Annotated in this window: 14 protein-coding genes; 11 read left to right on the top strand and 3 right to left on the bottom strand. The window is 43.7% G+C overall.

The window, feature by feature from the left end:
- Positions 1-2 precede the first annotated feature (2 nt).
- The gene (locus VCM39_RS13385; RefSeq protein WP_322934214.1) at positions 3-734 is read right to left on the bottom strand and encodes a phospholipase D-like domain-containing protein; all 732 of its coding nucleotides are present in this window, start codon (positions 732-734) and stop codon (positions 3-5) included.
- A 196-nt stretch (positions 735-930) separates the two neighbouring features.
- On the opposite strand from VCM39_RS13385, the gene VCM39_RS13380 reads away from it, so the two are divergent.
- Positions 931-1746, top strand: a complete 816-nt coding sequence (locus VCM39_RS13380) for a WD40/YVTN/BNR-like repeat-containing protein (RefSeq protein WP_413544802.1) — start codon at positions 931-933, stop codon at positions 1744-1746.
- Positions 1747-1883: 137 nt separating this feature from the next.
- Here the strand turns inward: VCM39_RS13380 and VCM39_RS13375 are convergent, their stop codons facing one another.
- Positions 1884-2462 carry a hypothetical protein gene (locus VCM39_RS13375; protein ID WP_322932479.1) on the bottom strand — a complete coding sequence of 193 codons (579 nt, stop codon included), beginning with the start codon at positions 2460-2462 and terminating at the stop codon, positions 1884-1886.
- 1344 nt (positions 2463-3806) lie between these two features.
- On the opposite strand from VCM39_RS13375, the gene VCM39_RS13370 reads away from it, so the two are divergent.
- From VCM39_RS13370 to VCM39_RS13360, 3 genes are all read left to right on the top strand, one after another.
- A complete protein-coding gene (locus tag VCM39_RS13370; RefSeq protein WP_322932478.1) occupies positions 3807-4283 on the top strand; it encodes a DUF4425 family protein in 477 nt (158 codons plus the stop codon).
- An 85-nt stretch (positions 4284-4368) separates the two neighbouring features.
- Positions 4369-7365, top strand: coding sequence for a TonB-dependent receptor (locus tag VCM39_RS13365; protein WP_322932477.1), 2997 nt, complete (start codon positions 4369-4371; stop codon positions 7363-7365).
- Between the two features lie 19 nt (positions 7366-7384).
- A complete protein-coding gene (locus tag VCM39_RS13360; RefSeq protein ID WP_322932476.1) occupies positions 7385-8989 on the top strand; it encodes a RagB/SusD family nutrient uptake outer membrane protein in 1605 nt (534 codons plus the stop codon).
- Between the two features lie 435 nt (positions 8990-9424).
- Here VCM39_RS13360 and VCM39_RS13355 read toward each other — a convergent pair whose 3' ends face one another.
- The gene (locus tag VCM39_RS13355) at positions 9425-9556 is read right to left on the bottom strand and encodes a hypothetical protein (protein WP_322932475.1); all 132 of its coding nucleotides are present in this window, start codon (positions 9554-9556) and stop codon (positions 9425-9427) included.
- 84 nt (positions 9557-9640) lie between these two features.
- Between VCM39_RS13355 and VCM39_RS13350 the strand changes: the two genes are divergently transcribed.
- From VCM39_RS13350 to VCM39_RS13320, 7 genes are all read left to right on the top strand, one after another.
- Positions 9641-10855: a tyrosine-type recombinase/integrase gene (locus VCM39_RS13350; RefSeq protein ID WP_322932474.1), complete on the top strand. Its 1215-nt coding sequence runs from the start codon at positions 9641-9643 to the stop codon at positions 10853-10855.
- Positions 10856-11415: 560 nt separating this feature from the next.
- The gene (locus VCM39_RS13345) at positions 11416-12303 is read left to right on the top strand and encodes an AraC family transcriptional regulator (RefSeq protein WP_322934267.1); all 888 of its coding nucleotides are present in this window, start codon (positions 11416-11418) and stop codon (positions 12301-12303) included.
- A 483-nt stretch (positions 12304-12786) separates the two neighbouring features.
- Positions 12787-13383, top strand: coding sequence for a DUF3575 domain-containing protein (locus tag VCM39_RS13340; protein WP_407934722.1), 597 nt, complete (start codon positions 12787-12789; stop codon positions 13381-13383).
- A 59-nt stretch (positions 13384-13442) separates the two neighbouring features.
- A complete protein-coding gene (locus tag VCM39_RS13335; RefSeq protein ID WP_322934233.1) occupies positions 13443-14909 on the top strand; it encodes a DUF3868 domain-containing protein in 1467 nt (488 codons plus the stop codon).
- A gap of 87 nt (positions 14910-14996) precedes the next feature.
- Positions 14997-16430, top strand: coding sequence for a hypothetical protein (locus VCM39_RS13330; protein ID WP_322934232.1), 1434 nt, complete (start codon positions 14997-14999; stop codon positions 16428-16430).
- Between the two features lie 192 nt (positions 16431-16622).
- A complete protein-coding gene (locus VCM39_RS13325) occupies positions 16623-17540 on the top strand; it encodes a FimB/Mfa2 family fimbrial subunit (protein WP_322934231.1) in 918 nt (305 codons plus the stop codon).
- 59 nt (positions 17541-17599) lie between these two features.
- The gene (locus VCM39_RS13320; protein ID WP_407934721.1) at positions 17600-18952 is read left to right on the top strand and encodes a DUF5042 domain-containing protein; all 1353 of its coding nucleotides are present in this window, start codon (positions 17600-17602) and stop codon (positions 18950-18952) included.

Below are 18952 nucleotides of genomic sequence, written 5' to 3'. Positions count from 1 at the left end.
ATTTAAAAAAAATCATTTATTGGCTCTCTGTATAATTTTTGCCCCCATTCGGTTATATCAATTTCATCTACCTTGGGATCATCAAATAAATGATTGAACAACTTCATTGTTTTATTTACCGTATCTTTATCCTCTGTGCGAACTTGTGTTTCTAAATTATATTCAAACCCAGAATTTGTAAAATTGAGAGATCCGAAATAAGCTACTGAATCGTCAATAATATAAATTTTTGCATGAATAAATGTAGCTCTTTTAGTGTATAGTTCTTTTGTTGTATAGACTTTCATAGGAAAGCACATTGAATACTTATAGTTGAAAATTTTCTTTCTTTTAATTAAAATTTGGAGACTTTTGTAACATATGAATATGCCTATTATAGGCAATATTCCCCAAAGGTATTTAACATCAAAATTACAAACTAGCAGCACGGTTTCTAACAGAATAGATACAATAAATCCCATTAATAGTATTTTTAAAAGCTTAATTCCTTTTTCGCATTTTCTCTTAGCCTCAGTATCTATTTCACGTTTTTGTATGAATAGTTTGCGTAGAGTAGATTGTTCAATGTTAGAACGCTCAATATCGGAAGTTATTAACTTTACATCAATGTTTTTTCTTTTCAGAGAAATCAATTCATCTAGCCTATTGTCACTTAGATAAGGTGATACAATCTTGATTGATTTTCTCGCTCGTTGAATCTCATAGAATATTCTAGTTCCAGCTTGCTTACCCATATAAATATCACATTTTATGTCTTTACTATACATCATATCATACCAATTTTTGAATTATTAAGCAAATATACACTAACCTAAGTTACAAATACTGCTCACGCAGGATTTTTTATTTTTTCCAATGTAATGTTCTAACAGAACTATCCAAGGGAAGTTTACTGTAGCAGGCTTCATTATAGTAGGCGATAATGGCTACGTGATCACTCCTTTAGGAACACAACAAATAGATAATGAATATTGGTCATCTATCACCTACGGCAATGGTAAATATGTTATAGTAGGCTATAATTATGGATATATTTCCAGTTCAACAGATGGCAAGAATTGGACTACGCCCAAACGGATTAGTCAAGTGTCATGGTACAGTGTCACATATGGAAATGGAAAATTTGTAATTGTGGGGTCGGAAGGCTACATTTCAACATCAACAGACGGAATAAACTGGACGATACCAAAGCAAATTGGAACAGAAAATTGGGTTGATATAGCATACGGAAATGGGAAATTCATCGCAGTACGTGCAGCAGCGTATGGAGGTTCAGGCTATATATCAACGTCTACAGATGGAGTAAATTGGACAACTCCCAAATCAGTTGGAACAGCTGAATGGAACGGAATTACATTTGGAAATGGAAATTTCATTATAGTAGGTACAAATGGAAGTATAGCTCGATCATCCGATGGTATTACGTGGTATAATAGTGCGCCAAGTTCAGGATCAATAGGAAGCATTACTTACGGTAATGGCAAATTTGTAGCCATGGGATATGGTGGAAAGGTAATCTCATCCACATCCGGCACTAGCTGGACAACTTCTAGCGTGTCCGGTTCTGTTATCTGGAAAAGGATAAGGAGTAATACTGGTTCCTTCATTGCAGTAGGTTCATCGGGCTATATCTCTAAATCCAGTAATGGCACAAACTGGACTGCTCCCGAACAGATAAAAGGTGATTTAGGAGAAATACTGAATATAAATCTCAATGATGCTTGCACAATACACACAATACAATAAGCACTATCGGGAAAAGTGATTGTAACATAAGATTCTAAAAATAGATCTAGGCATAACCACTGTAGACATGCCTGGATCTATTATACTCAATAAATAGAAAATCTATTTTAAAATATTACACACAAAAGTTATTATTATCAATTAGGGAAAAATGTAACAGTATATTTGAAGTTCCCGATTATGTATTCCTTACTTCCTGTATAATTCTCTATGCCGCTATATCCAAAAGGTAGATTCTCTTCAACTTTATTTCCGTCTATAGTCAATGTGTATTGTTTCCATTCATATGAGGATGTATAAGCCCCCGGAGCGCTGCTATCACCATAAGGAAAGTTTTCTTCATTAGCCCAATCACCATCTTTACCATTACTTACCGCCATGGTCACATTCTGGGTATAACTATTTGCATCGGAACTGTAATCTAAAATGCCATCTACCATTAAAATAGTAATTACTGGAGCATTGATACTTGTTTTAAAGGACCATCTGGAATAACCATCACCGCTAAGATTACTATCTACTAGTTTAGTATTTATTGATATTGTCCGATTAACAATCTCTTCTTTGAATTTCCCTTGGATAGTTCTGTTAGGTTGATATCGTCTTTTTTCATTCAAAAACGATAGATTTCTTTTAATAGTTTGATTGACAAGACGTAAAGAGTAGGAAGTTCGGTAACTGGTAGCGATTTGGTAGCGGTGCGGGTTTCGCTGCATTGCTTCGCTCTGCTCTTAGAACTGGTACAAATATAATAATTTTGACTGAAAAAAGAAAAAAACAGGAGATTTTTAGTTTTTCGATAGGATGGAAAAATAAGCAAGGTGTGAAAAAATAGGAGGAGCAAAAAAGAGTTTGCACTTGTGCTTTCCTTTTAGTTGTAAGATGTTGATTTTCAGACTGTATTTTGTGGTGCAAGGTGCAGCTATATTTATATATAGCTGCACCTTGCACCAGCAAATTATCTTGTCTCAAAATGGCCTTATAGATTATCTATCTTGACTATAATTTGACGAACTACATGGAACATAGAAATCTATCTGAATCATCTCTTTAATAATATACAAATCTTTCACAATTCAAACATTAATCTGTATTGATAAAATATAGAGCTGAAATGATAAATAGTTGTTTTTTTTAATGTTTTATTTTGCAAAATATATAATAGACGGTGTACCATACATCAATAAATATATTTTTGTGTGTTATACATAACGTGTTTGCCTTTGGTGATTCACATTCTTTATTGCTAAAGTTTATAGACTCCTATGGTTAATTGTGTTAATGAAATAAGGAAGTATTGATTAAATTAAACATAGTTCGATTATGCGGAAATATATGTTAATCTTTTTATGTTATTGTATTGGAATTTATTTTTTATACTTAAACCCTGACGGGGTTAATCATAAATTCATCTTTTATATTTGTACCTCTATTCCTGTTGGGCTTTTTTGTCACATAATGGGAAAAGCATGCAATTCGCATAAGCAATTAGGTTTTGTTGGTATATTACTTACCGGAGTTGTTATTTCATTAGGAACATTAACTGCTTATGCAATATTAATCAATTTTTATAAAGACTACAAAATGTCTTTTATTTGTTTACTTCTTTTATTTATGGTTAGCATGGTTGTATTAATTATTTGGATTAGGAAAATAAGAAAACAGAGATAGAAGGAAGAGGCGGTTTTAAAATCCAGTTATAGAGAGATTTCGGTATTATATAGGACTCCTTTCTTTTTAATCGTACTTTGATTCTCTTATTATTTAATACCTTGATGAATTACATAAAATATAGAAGCCTATTTGAATCATCTTCTTTACTCTCGACAGATTTTGTACATTCCGGCTTGCGGTTTCAGTCAGATACAATAAGATAATTATGTAATCCAAATACTTGAACTTCATTGGTAAATAATAGGGCTTAAACGATAACTGATTATCTTTTAATGTCATTTTACTTTGCAAAATATATAATAGACTATATATAACGTATTTTCTTTGAATAATTTACATCCCTTTTATTAAGATTTATAGGTGTATTAATTTTATTCTTTAATTATATGTGTATAAAAATAAAAAGTAAATTAAGTTATCTGAGAATTGTTTTGTTTTTGACTGGATTTGTATTTGTAGGGTGTGCAAATGAAAGAACTGAAAATGGGTATGATCTTCAGACAGGAGTTCATAAAATTGTAATCAGACAGTCCGGTGACACAGATTCATTCGAACTGCATGTAAGTATCGATGGTGCAGATAAGGGTGGTCCCGCCAAATTATATAATGACAAGGATGAATACATTGGTGATTCCTACTCCGCCCAAATAAAGACTTCGTCCGTGTCTTGCCACACAAGTGGGAACGCATTTTTCATGACTTGTGCCGGTTCTGTTTCCAGTATTTCGGAGGCAGGTAAACAGCTTCATATAACAGTAATCGCCTACGTTGACGACAAGGAAGTTAACCGTTTGGAAAAGGAATATATAACAGATGGTAATACCCTTGTTGAAAGTTTCAGTGTATCAACTAAGGAAATATGAACCGGAGGAATACAGTTCTTATATTGAAAAGGGCGTAACTTCTAAATAAGCTTTTATCTAACTTTTTATCCTAACTAAATAATTTATGAATACACTTCAAAAAACAGCGGGGGCAATACTGTCGCTTTCGCTTTTATGTGGGATGCAGGTTCATGCTTTCCATGATTATCCTTCTATGAAGGGACAAATTATACAACAGAGTGACATCTGTCAAGGAGTTGTCAAAGATGCCAATGGTGAAAGCATTATCGGCGCATCCGTACTTGTCAAAGGGACGACAAACGGTAGCATCACGGGACTTGACGGTGATTTTTCCCTTAGGAACGTAAAAAAGGGGGATATAATTATTGTTTCTTATGTCGGCTATCAGAGCCAGGAAATAGCCTGGACAGGTGGGCCGTTAAACATCGTTTTGAAGGAAGATGCCGAAATACTTGATGAAGTGGTTGTTATTGGCTATGGTACTGTAAGAAAAGCGGATATGGCTGGTTCCGTAGCCGTACTGGACAACAAAAATTTTAAGGATCAGCCTATAACCCAGGTTGCAGACGCCCTTCAAGGGCGTGTCAGTGGCGTCCATGTTGAGAACAGCGGCGTCCCCGGAGGAAGTGTGAAGATCCGTGTCCGTGGTGCTAACTCCATCAGCAAAAGTAACGACCCTTTGTATGTGGTTGATGGAATCGTTCGTGAAAGCGGTTTGGACGGTATCAATCCTGAGGATATCCGTTCGATGCAGGTTCTCAAAGACGCTTCATCTACTGCCATATACGGTTCCAGAGGTTCAAACGGAGTTGTTCTGATCACTACCAAGAGTGGCAAGGCGGGTGTGCGTGAAATTATGTTCGACGCATCAGTGGGAGTTTCTAACGTATATAAGAGATACGATATCCTTGGAGCATATGATTACGCTCTGGCGTTGAAAGAGGTCAAGGGCATTGATTTTTCGGATGAGGAATTACTCTCTTACCAGAATGGCTCGGCTGGCATCAACTGGCAGAATGAGATCTTCCGTACAGGGATTACACAAAATTACAAACTGACTGTATCCAATGGTAGTGAGAAGACGCAATATTATATTTCTGCCAACTATATGCGTCAGGAGGGGGTGGTCATTAAATCGAAGAATGAGCGTTACTCGGCAAAGATGAATCTCTCTTCACGGCTTACAGACTGGCTGCATATCACGGCAGACATCAATGCTTCTCACGGTATCCGTTATGGTGGTTCTTTTGCATCGAGTAAGGACAATCCAATATGGATCGCATTAAACTATTCACCTACAATGACGATGATGTCCGAAAACGGGAATTATAATACAGATATTTATAATTCCATAGCCTCCAATCCAGTCGGTATCCTAAGGTTGCAGTCGGGAGAGGCAATGACCAACGTATTCAATGGACGTGTTGATTTACGCTTCAATATAGTAAAAGGTCTGACATTTATCACAACCAATGGCGTGGACTATTATGACGGGAAAAGTTATAGCTTCAGTTCCAAAAGAGTGGGTGCGAAGAGTGGTATGGGGAATAATGACACTTATCGCCTGATGCTGCAAAGCTCCAATAACCTGACATATACAGGTTCCTGGAATGACCACCATCTGACAGCCACGGCTGTATATGAGGTGACTTCTTCTGAAACCAGGACAATCGGTATAACGGGGAACAATTTGCTGACCGAAGGTGTGGGCTGGTGGAATGTAGGCATGGCCTCCTCCCGTGATGGAAGCAACAGCTATAGCCAATGGGCACTGATGTCGGGAGTTGCCCGTGTCATGTACAATTACAAGGATCGTTATATGCTTACCGGTACATTCCGTGCTGACGGTTCTTCTCGCTTCGCCAAAAAGAAATGGGGGTACTTTCCTTCTATTGCCGCAGCTTGGACGTTGAGTAATGAGGATTTCATGAAGGATGTTTCCGCGGTTCAGGACATTAAAGTTCGCGGCAGTTATGGTATTGTGGGTAGTCAGGCGATCAGTCCTTATGCGACCTTGGGCCTTATGAGTGCCACTGCATACAATTTTGGAACCAATAGTAATTTTACCGGTTATTGGGCAAATGACATAGCGACTCCTGAACTTACGTGGGAGAAGACCAAGCAATTCGACCTGGGCTTAGAGTTTTCCCTATTTGACAGGCGGTTGAATTTCAGTGTGGACTATTTCTACAAGCGTACTACCGATGCGTTACTCAAAAGAAGTATCCCCGGATATGTCGGCGGTAACTCTTTCTGGGTGAATGACGGCGAGATCAGTAATCGTGGTATTGATTTGAGCGTGACCGCCCGAATTATACAGAATGATCGATTTCAATGGTCTTCCACCTTGAATGGCACTTATTTGAAGAACCGTGTGGAACGTCTTTCTGGCGGTAAGGATGACTTCATCAACGGTTCCAGTCCGGCTGCCGGTATGGTTGATTATGCCACTATTATCAAGCCGGGTGAGGCCATTGGTACTTTTTGGGGATATGAATGGACCGGTTTGGATGAAAAAGGACATGATACATACAGAGATGTGGATGGCAACCAGTCGATAGACGGCGGTGACCGCAAGGTTATCGGGAAGGCCAATCCTGATTTCACTTTGGGATGGAACAACTCCCTGTCTTATAAAAACTGGGATCTGAATCTGTTCTTTAATGGATCTTTCGGAGCTAAACGTTTGAATCTTGTGAGGTACACTATGGCTTCGGCCGAAGGGAATTCCCGCTTTGTAACTCTGGCAGATGCCTATCTGAAGGGATTCGACAAGATTGGTCCATCGGCTACATATCCGAGTCTGACCGAAGGTGGGAATAATCTCCAGCCAGTTTCAACCAAATGGCTGGAGAACGCAGATTTTCTTCGTCTGGAGAATATAAGTCTTTCATACACTTTCCCCAAAAAAACAACCGGATTCGCTGATTTGCGGCTTACTTTCAGTTGTCAGAATCTATTTACAATAACCGGGTACAAGGGAATGGATCCGGCCGGTACTACCTTCTCAAACAGCAGCGTTGACGTGGACGCGGGTATTGATATGGGAGCCTATCCTTCCCCGAGAACATTCACATTCGGTCTCCGAATGAATTTTTAAATTTAAAATAGAAGAACCTATGAATATAAAAATAATAGCAGGCACTATGGTTGCTCTGGCTTTTTCACTGATGTCATGCAGTGATTTTTTAACGGAGGATCCCAGGGGGAAACTCACTCCGGAAACTTTTTTCTCCACTCAGGATGAACTGAACATGAGTGTATATGCGCTTTATCAGAAAGTTAATGCTTCCCAGATATATACAAATATGCAATTACCCCAATGGCAGGGAGATGATATAACTACCAATCCAGGGAGTAACAAGCAGCCTGCCGCGGAAATGGACAAGTTTGCCGCAGTAAACAACAACAAGGGTGTCAAAGATGCGTGGAATATGCATTATGCCATTGTAAAGGCTGCCAATCTAATCATACAGGGGGCGTCTAAAACACCTACCACTCTGGATGAGATAAATATCGCCCTCGGGCAGGCTAAATTCTGGAGGGCATACGCTTATTTTACCCTGGTGCGACTTTGGGGACCGCTGCCGATGAATTTGGACAATGTCAACGATGATTATACCAAACCTCTAACCCCGGTAGAGGAAGTGTATGATCACATTGTACAGGATCTGACCGAAGCTGAGGCCGTATTGCCTACGAGTTACAGCGGTAGTCCCCGCTTTTTGAATGGAGTGAATGTATATGTAACCCGGCAGGCGGTCAAATCTACTTTGGCAGCAGTGTATATGGCTATGGCCGGTTGGCCGATGAATAAAACGGAATACTATGCAAAAGCTGCTGAAAAGGCAAAGGAGGTCATTGACGGCGTGAACAGGGGGGAATACGAGTATAAACTTGATGAAAATTATAGGAATGTGTATGCCATGAGCAATAATTATAATTTGGAAACGGTACTGGGAATAAATTATTCTCCGTTCGTGGACTGGTCCCAAGATTCAGAACTTACTTCTTGTAACTTGTTTGAGTCCTTGGGTGGTTGGGGGGATGCCTGGGGAGAGATCCGTTTCTGGAAAGAGTTTCCTGATGGTCCGAGAAAGGATGCCACCTATGATCCCAAAATCCGTCTAAAAGACGGAACCTTGGTTGACTGGTGGGAGTTGAAGGAGGACGGCACACCTGTTGTTCCGGAACACCACCCCATGTTCAGTATATTCTCTGTCAACTGGGATCCTGTGTCAAAGGTGAATACCAATGCCCCGTATGATTATACACTACCGGCCAGTCAGAATCTGTGTAATGACCATCGACATAGAATTATTCGTTATTCGGAAGTTTTGTTGTGGTATGCGGAGGCTAAGGCCAGGATGGGTCAAACGGATGATTTGGCATTCAAGTGTCTCAATGATGTCCGTGGGCGCGCCGGACTGGAACCGCTGAACGGACTTTCCGCAGATGCTCTTGCCGAAGCGGCTTATAAGGAACATGGCTGGGAGGTGGCAGGCTATTGGGTGGCCCTTGTCACACGGCGTGCGGATCAGTTCCGTATGAACAGACTGAAAGGCACTTTTGAGGAAAGAGCGGAGAACACGGCTGTGGAAATCGCCGAAGGGATTCAGGTAAAGGAGTCTGTAGAATATACGAACAAGGTGTGGAATGACAATCTGATGTATCTTCCATATCCTGATATGGATTCCCAGAAAAACCCGAATCTGACAAGATAAGGTTCTGTTTAGACCAGAGGGAACCGTCGTTATCTGAATACGCGGGTGACGAACGGTTCACTTCTTTTTTTTATTTCTGTTCTGGTATATGTAACTAAATGTGCGGAGTAGTTATGCTTGCAAATCATTATTTGTAGGTATTGCGAGTGATGATTAAAACCGTTAATTTTGCAAATTAATGGATCGTACGAAAAAAAGACAGAGACATCGGGCTGTCATAGCATGCATGTTGTTGCTGACATTGATGCCCTTTTTCCTCGTGAAAGCTTTTCATGTTCACGGGGAACATTCGTGCGTATCCCATAACGAACAGGCTTTCCTTTATCAAACTACAGGCGGCTTTAGCCGCCTGTTCACTATTGTACAACAAGAAAACTTCATCTATCACATTTGACCAATATCCGTAATTTACCCGAGAAATTCATTACCGTAACACTACCGGTTTTCATATTTGCCGTATCGAAAAAATCCTACTTTTACAGGACGTGTAGCTTCCTTACCGACTGGCTCTAAAACGTCTTTCTGTCTTCTGCGTATTTTTCCAGCCTGATTACTGAACCTTTTCATTCCTTTTCCCATTTGGTGCATATAAGTTTATGCTTCCTTTCCAGAAAACAGGGAAGCGTCAAATGTCTAACTAATAAAAAAACTATGGCAACAGTTAAAACAGTACTGGTAAAAGGAAGGAGCAACCGGTCCGGCAAATTCCCGTTAGTCGTTCAGGTTCTTCACAAGCGAAGGAAAAAAGTGGTTTATACAGGGTTCAGCATTCCGGATAACCTGTTTGATCCCGTGAGGGGAAGGGTTATCGTTGGTGGAGAGTACACTCCAGAGTCAGTTCGGCGAATCAACCACAGGTGCGAGAGTATCTCAAAGCTATTGGTGAAGAGCATTTCAATAATGGAAAAGAAATCCCGGGAGTACGAAATAGAGGATGTGTTCAGGACTTACGGCGTGCTGACCCGTGAAGCCGGTTTTTATTCTTACTTTTCACGGAAAATCCTGGAACTTCGTCAAAGCGGTCACGAGGGAACGGCCCGGGCATATGCCTCCAGCCTGCGTTCGATGCAGAGATACTTGGGGAAAAAGGATTTTCCCTTTATCAAGCTCTCTTCCCGGATCATAGCCGACTATCACGGGAAACTGCTCGCTTCGGGTATATGCGACAACACCATCGGCTTTTATCTGCATAATATCAAGGCCCTTTTCAGAAAGGGATGTCGGGAGATGGGTTTGGAACTTCCCTGTCCGTTTCGCGAGATAAACATCAAAACGGAAAAAACGCTCAAACGTTCTCTTGATGCGATCGTAATTAGAACACTCTCTGGAATGGAACTGGAAAATAATAGCCCTTTGTCTCTTGCCCGGGATATTTTCATGTTCAGTTTTTACACGCGTGGAATGTCATTTGTCGATATTGCGTTGCTGAAAAAAAAGAATGTCTTTCCGGCTGAAATCTGTTACAAACGTCACAAGACCGACCAATTGATGCGGGTGGGGATAAATAGGGAGATCAGTCGTATCCTGGAAAGGTATAAGAATGTACCAGGAGAGTACATGTTCCCGTTGTTTACGGAAGAGGAGGAACCATACACCGGTTATAGAAATGCCTATCATAAGATTCGCTACTCCTTGAGAAAGATTTCCCGGTCTATTGGCCTGGATATTCCGCTGAGACTTCACGCGGCACGACATTCATGGGCCACAATTGCCAAGGAAAACGGAGCCTCGGTCCATATTATCGGTGAATGCCTGGGTCATACATCGGAAAAAACAACCCGGATCTACCTGAAGGAACTGGATCATTCCGCATTGGATGCGGTTAATAATCAAGTGGCTGATTTCATTTTTGCAGTGAATGGCTGATTTATCTCACCCGCACAAGACACCAGCAGACCCTCTGTTTCAGGCAGACGGTGGGGTTGGAGCTTCATTATTGCATCGAGAATCCCGGCTGTCAGGTATTTTGCCATTTCTCGGTGTTTCTGCAAGCTTTGCTCCATTGTATATGGTTATTATCCAAGGGAAAAGGGAGGGTCTCCCAGTGGGGAGCTTCTCCCGCATTTTCTTCTTGTTCGCCTCGGGCTATGGGGATAATTTTTCAGGCGGTATGAGTATATTTTAAACTGCCTGCCATTGTATGTAATATGGTCTGTTGATACAAAAAGAGAGATTAGTGTAGCTAATGATTTTATTTAAAGGTAGTATTGGGCTTTATTTTATGGTATATTATCATAAAATATATATATTTGTTTCTGTTTCTTCACTCTCTCCCGTAGAGAGTGGAAAAATAGTCAAAACAGGTTGTCCAAGTGCATACGTGGGTGATGAAGAAATTTGAAATCTGAATAAAACAAATTATAGATTATATAACAGTCTGATAGATAGGATAAAGAACTTGTCTGTCAGTAACAAAAGCAGAAACAATGGAACTATTTTATTTGAGCGAGCATACGTCATGCTATCATTATTCGAAGTGTATGCAGGAAGGATTCCGGCACTATAAATTTGACGAGGGACTGAATCACGAAGAGCAGCTGGTAAAGGACTGCATCCTGTTTGTTTTGAAAGGAAATCTACGGCTTTCCTGTAAGGGTTTCCAACTTACAATACCAGAGGGAAAGATGGCGTTTCTCTGCCGTGACAGCCTGTTCAGTATGTGTGCGCTGGAAAGCTGTGAAGTAATAACTGCCATGTTTGAGGGAGGGGTATGGCCTTGCCAAAAAGCCTCTTTTTCAGAACTATTTCATTTAAAGGGTATTATCGAATATAGCATGGAGCCTCTTGAGATAAGAGATCGTTTATCTAAATTTCTTGAACTTTTGGTATGTTACTTGGAAGACGGGGCAAACTGTATCCATTTTCATGAGATAAAGCTTAAAGAACTTTTTTGGAATATCCGTTTTTACTATTCCAAGCCGGAACTGGCAAATTTCTTCTATACGATTATCGGGCAATCGCAGGATTTCAAAAACAAAGTTTTGGATAATTATAAAGGATGCAGAACGGTGAAAGAGCTGGCATCGGCCTGTGGACTTTCCATTTCCACATTTAAAAGACAATTCAATACAGAGTTCGGGGAAACGCCGGCTGAATGGATGCAGAAACAACTGTTGGGGGAGATTAAGTATAAACTTTCAGTCACAGATTTGCCGCTGGGGATCATTGCCAATGAATTGGAATTTTCATCTTTGGCGAATTTTTCCAGATTTTGTAAAAGATGCCTGGGATGTTCTCCCAAGGAACTGAGGGAGCAGATAAAAAGCAGACAGAAAAGGACAGAAAGAGAATATGGGAGACAAATTGATAAATAATAGAACTTAATGGAAAACAGCAGAAAGTATAAAGCATACTAACTTTGTAGCGCAATTAAAAGACAATAGTTTTGTCATGTTTTTTATATATGCTATATGCTGTTTTAACTGTTTTTCCACTCTCTACGGGAGAGAGTGGAAAAATAAATGGGAATTATAATTCAATGATATTATGCGAATGAGTCATGAGATATTCAATATGGAGTGGTCCAATACAGACTCTATTTACCTTCATACCCGGGACGGTCTCCTCTATTCGGCTTTCGCGGGATCGGCGGAAAGGCTTTTGAGTTTTGTACGTGGTTTACGGGCGAGCAGGGCATTTTGGTGCGGGCAAGAATTTTTGGCCGTTCATTCCGTCCGTACAAGAAAGATTTTAGAGTCTTTCCCCGGGAATTGCATTTTTATTAATGATTATTACATAAGAGTAGCTTTGTCTTTTTCTAAACAAGATAAAATAATGAAACAATGAATAACAGTATGATGAAACAGTTTTTTCTTTTGGTGTTTTTGCTTTGTTCAGCGGGAGCCTTTTCCCAAAAGGTTGCCTTGAAGAACAACTTGGCCTACGATGCCTTGAAGACTCCCAATTTATCCTTGGAGTTTTCCATGGGGCGTAAATGGACTTTTGACACCCAGGTGGGCATGAATTTCTTCTTTTATACGAAAGACGCCACCTCCCCGCGATACAAGACAAAGAAGTTCAGCCACTGGCTGGTACAACCGGAGCTCCGTTACTGGACGTGTGACGTTTTCAACGGCTGGTTCTTCGGGCTGCATGCCCATGGCGGGCAGATGAACATAGGTGGTGTTGACGTGCCCTTTGTTCTTCAAAAAGGGGATGGAAAAATGAAAGACCACCGTTACGAGGGTTATTTCTGGGGAGGCGGATTGAGTGCCGGGTACCAGTGGGTGCTTTCCAGCCGTTTCAATATCGAAGCCTCCCTGGGTATCGGTTACGTGCACACCCGTTATGACAAGTACAAGTGTACCACCTGCGGTCAGAAGATCGGCAAGGGGGATGCGGACTATATAGGTCCCACCAGGGCCGCCATTTCAATCATCTACATGTTGAAATAATCCCCCTTGCATCCTATAGAGACATCTTTTTATTCTATCACGCTAAAAAAGTAATATCGATGAAACCGTTACAATATTATAAAAAGCAAATCCTTGTCATGGGCTGTCTGGGAATGTTCCCCTTATTGTCTTCCGCCCAAGACATTTTATCAACGTCGGGTACCCTGCGCTGGGATTATTCAAACAGCCATGTGGAACGTGAAGCGGGTGGAGATGTACTGGATATTACCTTCAGTGTATCTCCCCTGGCTGGACTTAAGAACCAGGAAATCGCTTATCTGTTCCCCGTCTATGTCTCGGCTGACGGGCACGACAGCGTCCGCCTTGAACCGGTCTGCGTGTCGGGCAAGAGGAGGTACAAGGTAATCAAGCGTCGCAAGACGTTGGGCAACCTGAAACCCGGTGATCCTGGATCCGGTGAGGTACGTTCCTCCAAGGAGCTAAAAAGTTCGGGGCTGACGGTGAAAAGTAGCGTCCCCTTCGAGCGTTGGATGGCAGACGGGCGCCTTGTTGTTAGGGAAGTGTCGTACGGCTGTGCCGAATGCGGCACGAACGAGAGCGAGGGCATCGCCTTTCAAGCCGACATCCCTCTTTTCGGGGAGAAGGATTATGCCTACAGTTTCATTGAACCGGAGAAGGTGCTGGTCAAGTGCTACAAGGACTCCTTCGACTGCAAGGTGGTCTTTCCCGTGGCACGCCACGACCTGCAGGAGCAGTTTGCCGGCAACGCTCAGGAGCTTGACAGGCTGAAGGAGTTTATTTCGGAGAACCTGAACATTCAGGGAACGGAGCTCAAGGAGGTGAATATAAAAGGCTATGCCTCTCCTGAAGGAGATTTTGACTACAACAAGTCCCTTGCACAACGACGGACTCAAACCCTTTCAGAATATATTTCCAGCCAATACCCCGCCTTGAAGAAAGCGCCGGTCTATCGTACCGAAGGTGTCGGGGAGGACTGGGAAGGCCTTAAGGAGGCGGTCAACGGCTCCACTCTCGCCAATAAAGAAGAAATCCTCTTTATTATCGGACATAACGGGCGTGATACCGAACGTGAGGCGGCCATACGCGCTTTGGATGACGGCAGGAGTTATCAGGTTCTCCTGAAAGAGTTCTACCCGTCCCTGCGACGTACTACCTTCAGTCTTAGTTTTGACGTGAGACCCTACACTGTGGAGGAACTTTCTGGAATTTTTGAGAAGAAACCCGAGTGTCTGAGCCAGTACGAAATGTACCGGCTGGCCGGACTGTATGTTTCCCGGGGTGAGAATCCGCTGCCGGTGTACAAGAAGGCGTACGAACAGTTCCCGGATGACACCGTGGCAATCCTTAACTATGCCAATGCCCTGTTGAAGTACGGGAAGGATGCGGACGGCGCGTTGCGGGTGTTGGAAGCGGTGAAGAATGACAGCCGTGCACTTTTTCCCATGGCCGTTGCCTGTAACATGAAGGGTGACTGGAGGCAGGCGGAAGAATTATTGGAGAAAGCCGGTGTGAGCAGGGCATCCATGCTAAGACTTCCCGAATAGCCGAAGGACGAGAAAACAAACATGGGATACAGATGTAACTCAGACATATATAGTATTAGTATTTTAAATTTAAGAACAATTCAAATTATGAAAGTAATGAAGTATTTTGCAGCGGCTTCACTGGCGTTGTTTGCTGCATGTAACAATGAAGAGAATCCGGTCGTACCGGAGAGTGGAAACCAGCCTGTTGATGTGGTGATGTCAGTAGCATTGCCCGGTCCAAACACACGTGCCGCCATGGGGGACTTGCAGGACACCGCCAACGATCAGGATGCGGCAACAGTTGAAAAATTGCATGTGTACTTGTTAAATGGAGATGATATCGTCCTGGCGAAAGAATTCGCAAAGGGTTCTGATGATTTTACCAAGCTGACCTCGACAACTCCAGTGGGAGCTGCTGAAACGACAGGAGGCTATAAATTCCTTGACGTGGACAAGGGTGCGACAAAGGCACTTGTTATTGCTAACCCTCAGGGAGCGTTGGTTGACGGTGAGGGCAAGACTGTTGCTGAAATCAGCAAACAACAGCTGAAAGCCCAAATTAATGAAGTGATTTATGCCGGTTCTGAAACACTTGCCACCGTTGGCGCTGAACCTTATGGTGTCAGTCCCCAGGACGACAAGCGCACTGTAAAAAAAGCGGAACTTACATTAACCGCCAGCATGAACCGCTTCCAGGTGACTGGAACCAAATTTGTCAAGGTTACCTGGAAAGACGGGAAAAAGACGGAGGCTGAACAGTGGTGCACGGCTTGGCTGGCCAAGGATGAAAACAAGGGAAAGAGCAGCGCCGAAGCGTGGGCGGCTTTCAAGGCTGATGCCAACGGTTTCAACGGCCAGACATGGGACGGCAAGTCCGACATTACCCAGCAAGCCAACCTGAGTCAATGGTTGCAGGTTGTCGAAGTGACCACCGCAAACCAGGGTATCCTGATGAACCGTTTCAGCAGAACGCTTTCTATTCCTGCACTTACAGTGGAAGAAGAGGCAAACTGGTTCTGGGCCAAGACTTATGCGGGTGACAGATATGACTTTGCCAGCGGTACATTCAAACCGGACGGCCAGACTGACCTGTCGGACGTGGCATCCTATTTCAATGCAGCGGGCTTCGATTTCGAACAGGGTGCAAAGGCCGCAGCGTTCAATTTCTTTGTAAACGGCATTACCGGTTACGGAAAAGACAACAATGCGCCCAAGCTTGCCTTCGTCTTCAAGACAGGTGACGATGGCGTATCCGCCGACAGGCGTTTTGTGGTCATCTCCGGTTACGCGAAAACAGAAGGTGCGACAGACGGTACAACTGATGTCCCGGCCGGCAAGGGCGGCTACCTGATCAACTTGAATCTTAGTACATTGAACAACGGACAGGGTATACTCGTGGATACAGATCCGACCATTCCGGAAGGGGTGACTCCCGAACCGGGCGGCCAGGAAGATCTGGAAGACGAGAATGTGAATGTGATTGTCCGTGTTGAGGTGCAGGCCTGGACTGCTGTGAACGTCTTCCCCATCCTTGACTGATAGATAGAGAGTAATAGCCAACTGCCGGGCAGTTCTCCCGTGCCGCCCTTAAAGGGCCGGTACCGGAATCCGCCCCGCACTCTCGGGGAGGGGAAAGATTATCCCCTCCCTTTTTTATTACTCCCGGAAGGAACACGCATCTTCTCTTCCGGGAAAATAATCTGTACTGATTTATAATAATTTGTGTAAAGTATGAACATAAGATATATATCCACCTGGCTGGGTCTGCTGCTCACTTTATACCTCGTGACCGCCTGCGACCGGGTATATGACGATTTGAGCGGCTGTCTTGGCAACACGATTGTCTTTTCCTATCTGGCTGATGACAATCAGGAACATCTGCGGGAATATGTGGATGGCGTTGACGTCTTTATTTTTGACGCCAAGGGCGAGGTTCTTGTAGAAAGACACCATTTGGATGGGGAACGCCTGCTTTCGCCGCTGGAGGTCACACTCCCGGAAGGAGATTATAAAGTGGTGGCCGTAGGCAACGCCTTGAAAGAAACGGGCATAGCTGTTGAGGACGGCTACAAGAGGGCGTCGGTTTCCCGTCCCGAACTGATGGAGAAGGACGGACAGGCATCCGGCACGTTTGACAGGCTGTACTTGGGTGAGACATCCATCACCTCCAAAGTTATGAACGAGTCCCGTGATGTGGTAAGACTTTATTCCCAGCACGTGAAAATCCATGCGGTAGTTCTTTCCGACGAGGATAATAATTCACAAACTTGGTTTGAACAGAACAAGGGAGAGGGATTCCGTCTGACACTGGAATCACTCTCCGCCCGTTTCTCCTTTTCCGGACAGCGTGCCGGGAAAACATCTTTCGATCTCGCGTTCACCGCGAGCGGGAAAAACGACCGTTTTGTGCTTGACTTCAATACCCTGCGCTTCGAGGACGGGGATCCGTTAACGATCCGCCTTATGCAAGGAGAAAAAGTCCTTTGTACCGTAGATGTGGCGCAATATATCGCGCAATATCCCGAGCAGATACGGATAACGGGGCGTCAGGAGGCTGTCCTGCCACTGTATTTCCGCCAGAATCCCCTCTCTCTGAGTATAAGTGTAAAACCATGGGAAGCTGTTGACGTGGTTCCCATAACTGATTGATTAATATTATGTTGAAAGATATTAAATATATTCGTATGATGAAGGCTGTGAGGTACTCTATGATAACGGTGTCACTGGTCCTTTGCTTCATTCCGGTATCTTGCCAGAACGGGGAGCCTATTCCGGAACAGTTTTCCGATGAGGATGCCGTGACGGTCAGACTGAATCTGTCGACCAGGGGTGTTGAATCCGGCGGGAGTGTTATGCTGGACAACTATTCATCCGATCCCGCCAACTGGTATAAGACCGGCACGCTGTTTCCCCAGGCTCCCGCTCAGCCCAGGATAGCGCTTATGGTTTTCAACAAGGAGCAGAACCGGTATGTGTACAGCCGCCTGCTTCCTTTCAGTTCCGGTAACGCGGAAGGGGAATACCAGACCAAGGTACGCATCCCCAAGGGCGAGAGTGAATTCTACGCTTTCTATGCCCCCAACCAGACGGGAAAGGATCTGCCCTATTATACTCCCGGAGGAATCCTGCAGAACACGATTCCATGGGATTTCCTCGGGGAAGGCATGGAAGAGGTGGACAGGGAGGATATTGTCGGAGCCGCATTCCCTGCCATCATCAAGGAGCAGGATGACGGCAGTCTCGGCATACCGGTGGACAACCCGTACGATGGCGTGACTCCTTCCCCGTCGGATGAGAAGATCATAGACTGGACAACAACTTCCATGGTAGCCTGGGAAGACGCTCCCGGAATATCGAACAGGCTGCATATGGGCATGCTTTCGGGAAAGCTGACCACGACCGTCCAGCCCGCTTCCGGGGAGCAGGTACAGGATATCACAATCCCGCTGTTCCGTGATTTCTCCCGTGTCAGGATATACATCGCAAGCATTACCCCCTTTGACCGGATCATGTATGATTATAAAAGGATTGCCTTGCTGAACTTTCCGGTACTGATGTCCCCCTCCTTCAGAGAGAATGACTCGGACGTTTCCCAGCTTGCAGGCTCCACACCGGGAACGGGAAAGAACACGGAGCACACGGGCACGTATTCCTACGGAATAAAGAGTGAAACGCAGCTGACCATATACGAGGCCCCCCTCAATGCTGACGGAAAGGTTGACTATACGAAAATGGACGCCCAGAAATACGAGCAGTTCTTCCTTCCCCAGTATCTGGCCCCGTATATCCCGGAAGCCAATTCCTGGCAGAAGGGACAGCCCCACCCGAAGATACAGCTGACAGTGGAGTATCATACAGGAGGTGACACCTCACAGGGCAGGACAAGGACTTTCCTGCTTGATGTTGGTGAGGAGAGCTCTCCCGGGGTGTATTCCGGTCCTGTCTATCCGAACCGGGATTACAAGGTATTCATTGTCCTGCCGGAATCCTCTGACCGGGAAATTATTTACCGGGTCGAGTCCTGGAACAGCAAGACGGTGGATTTTCCCCCGTTCCAATGA

The organism is Bacteroides mucinivorans, from assembly GCF_034654355.2.
Classification (GTDB): Bacteria; Bacteroidota; Bacteroidia; order Bacteroidales; family Bacteroidaceae; genus Bacteroides; species Bacteroides nordii.
The sequence above is the reverse complement of the archived record's forward strand: the minus strand, read 5'-3'. Positions and strand labels throughout refer to the sequence as shown.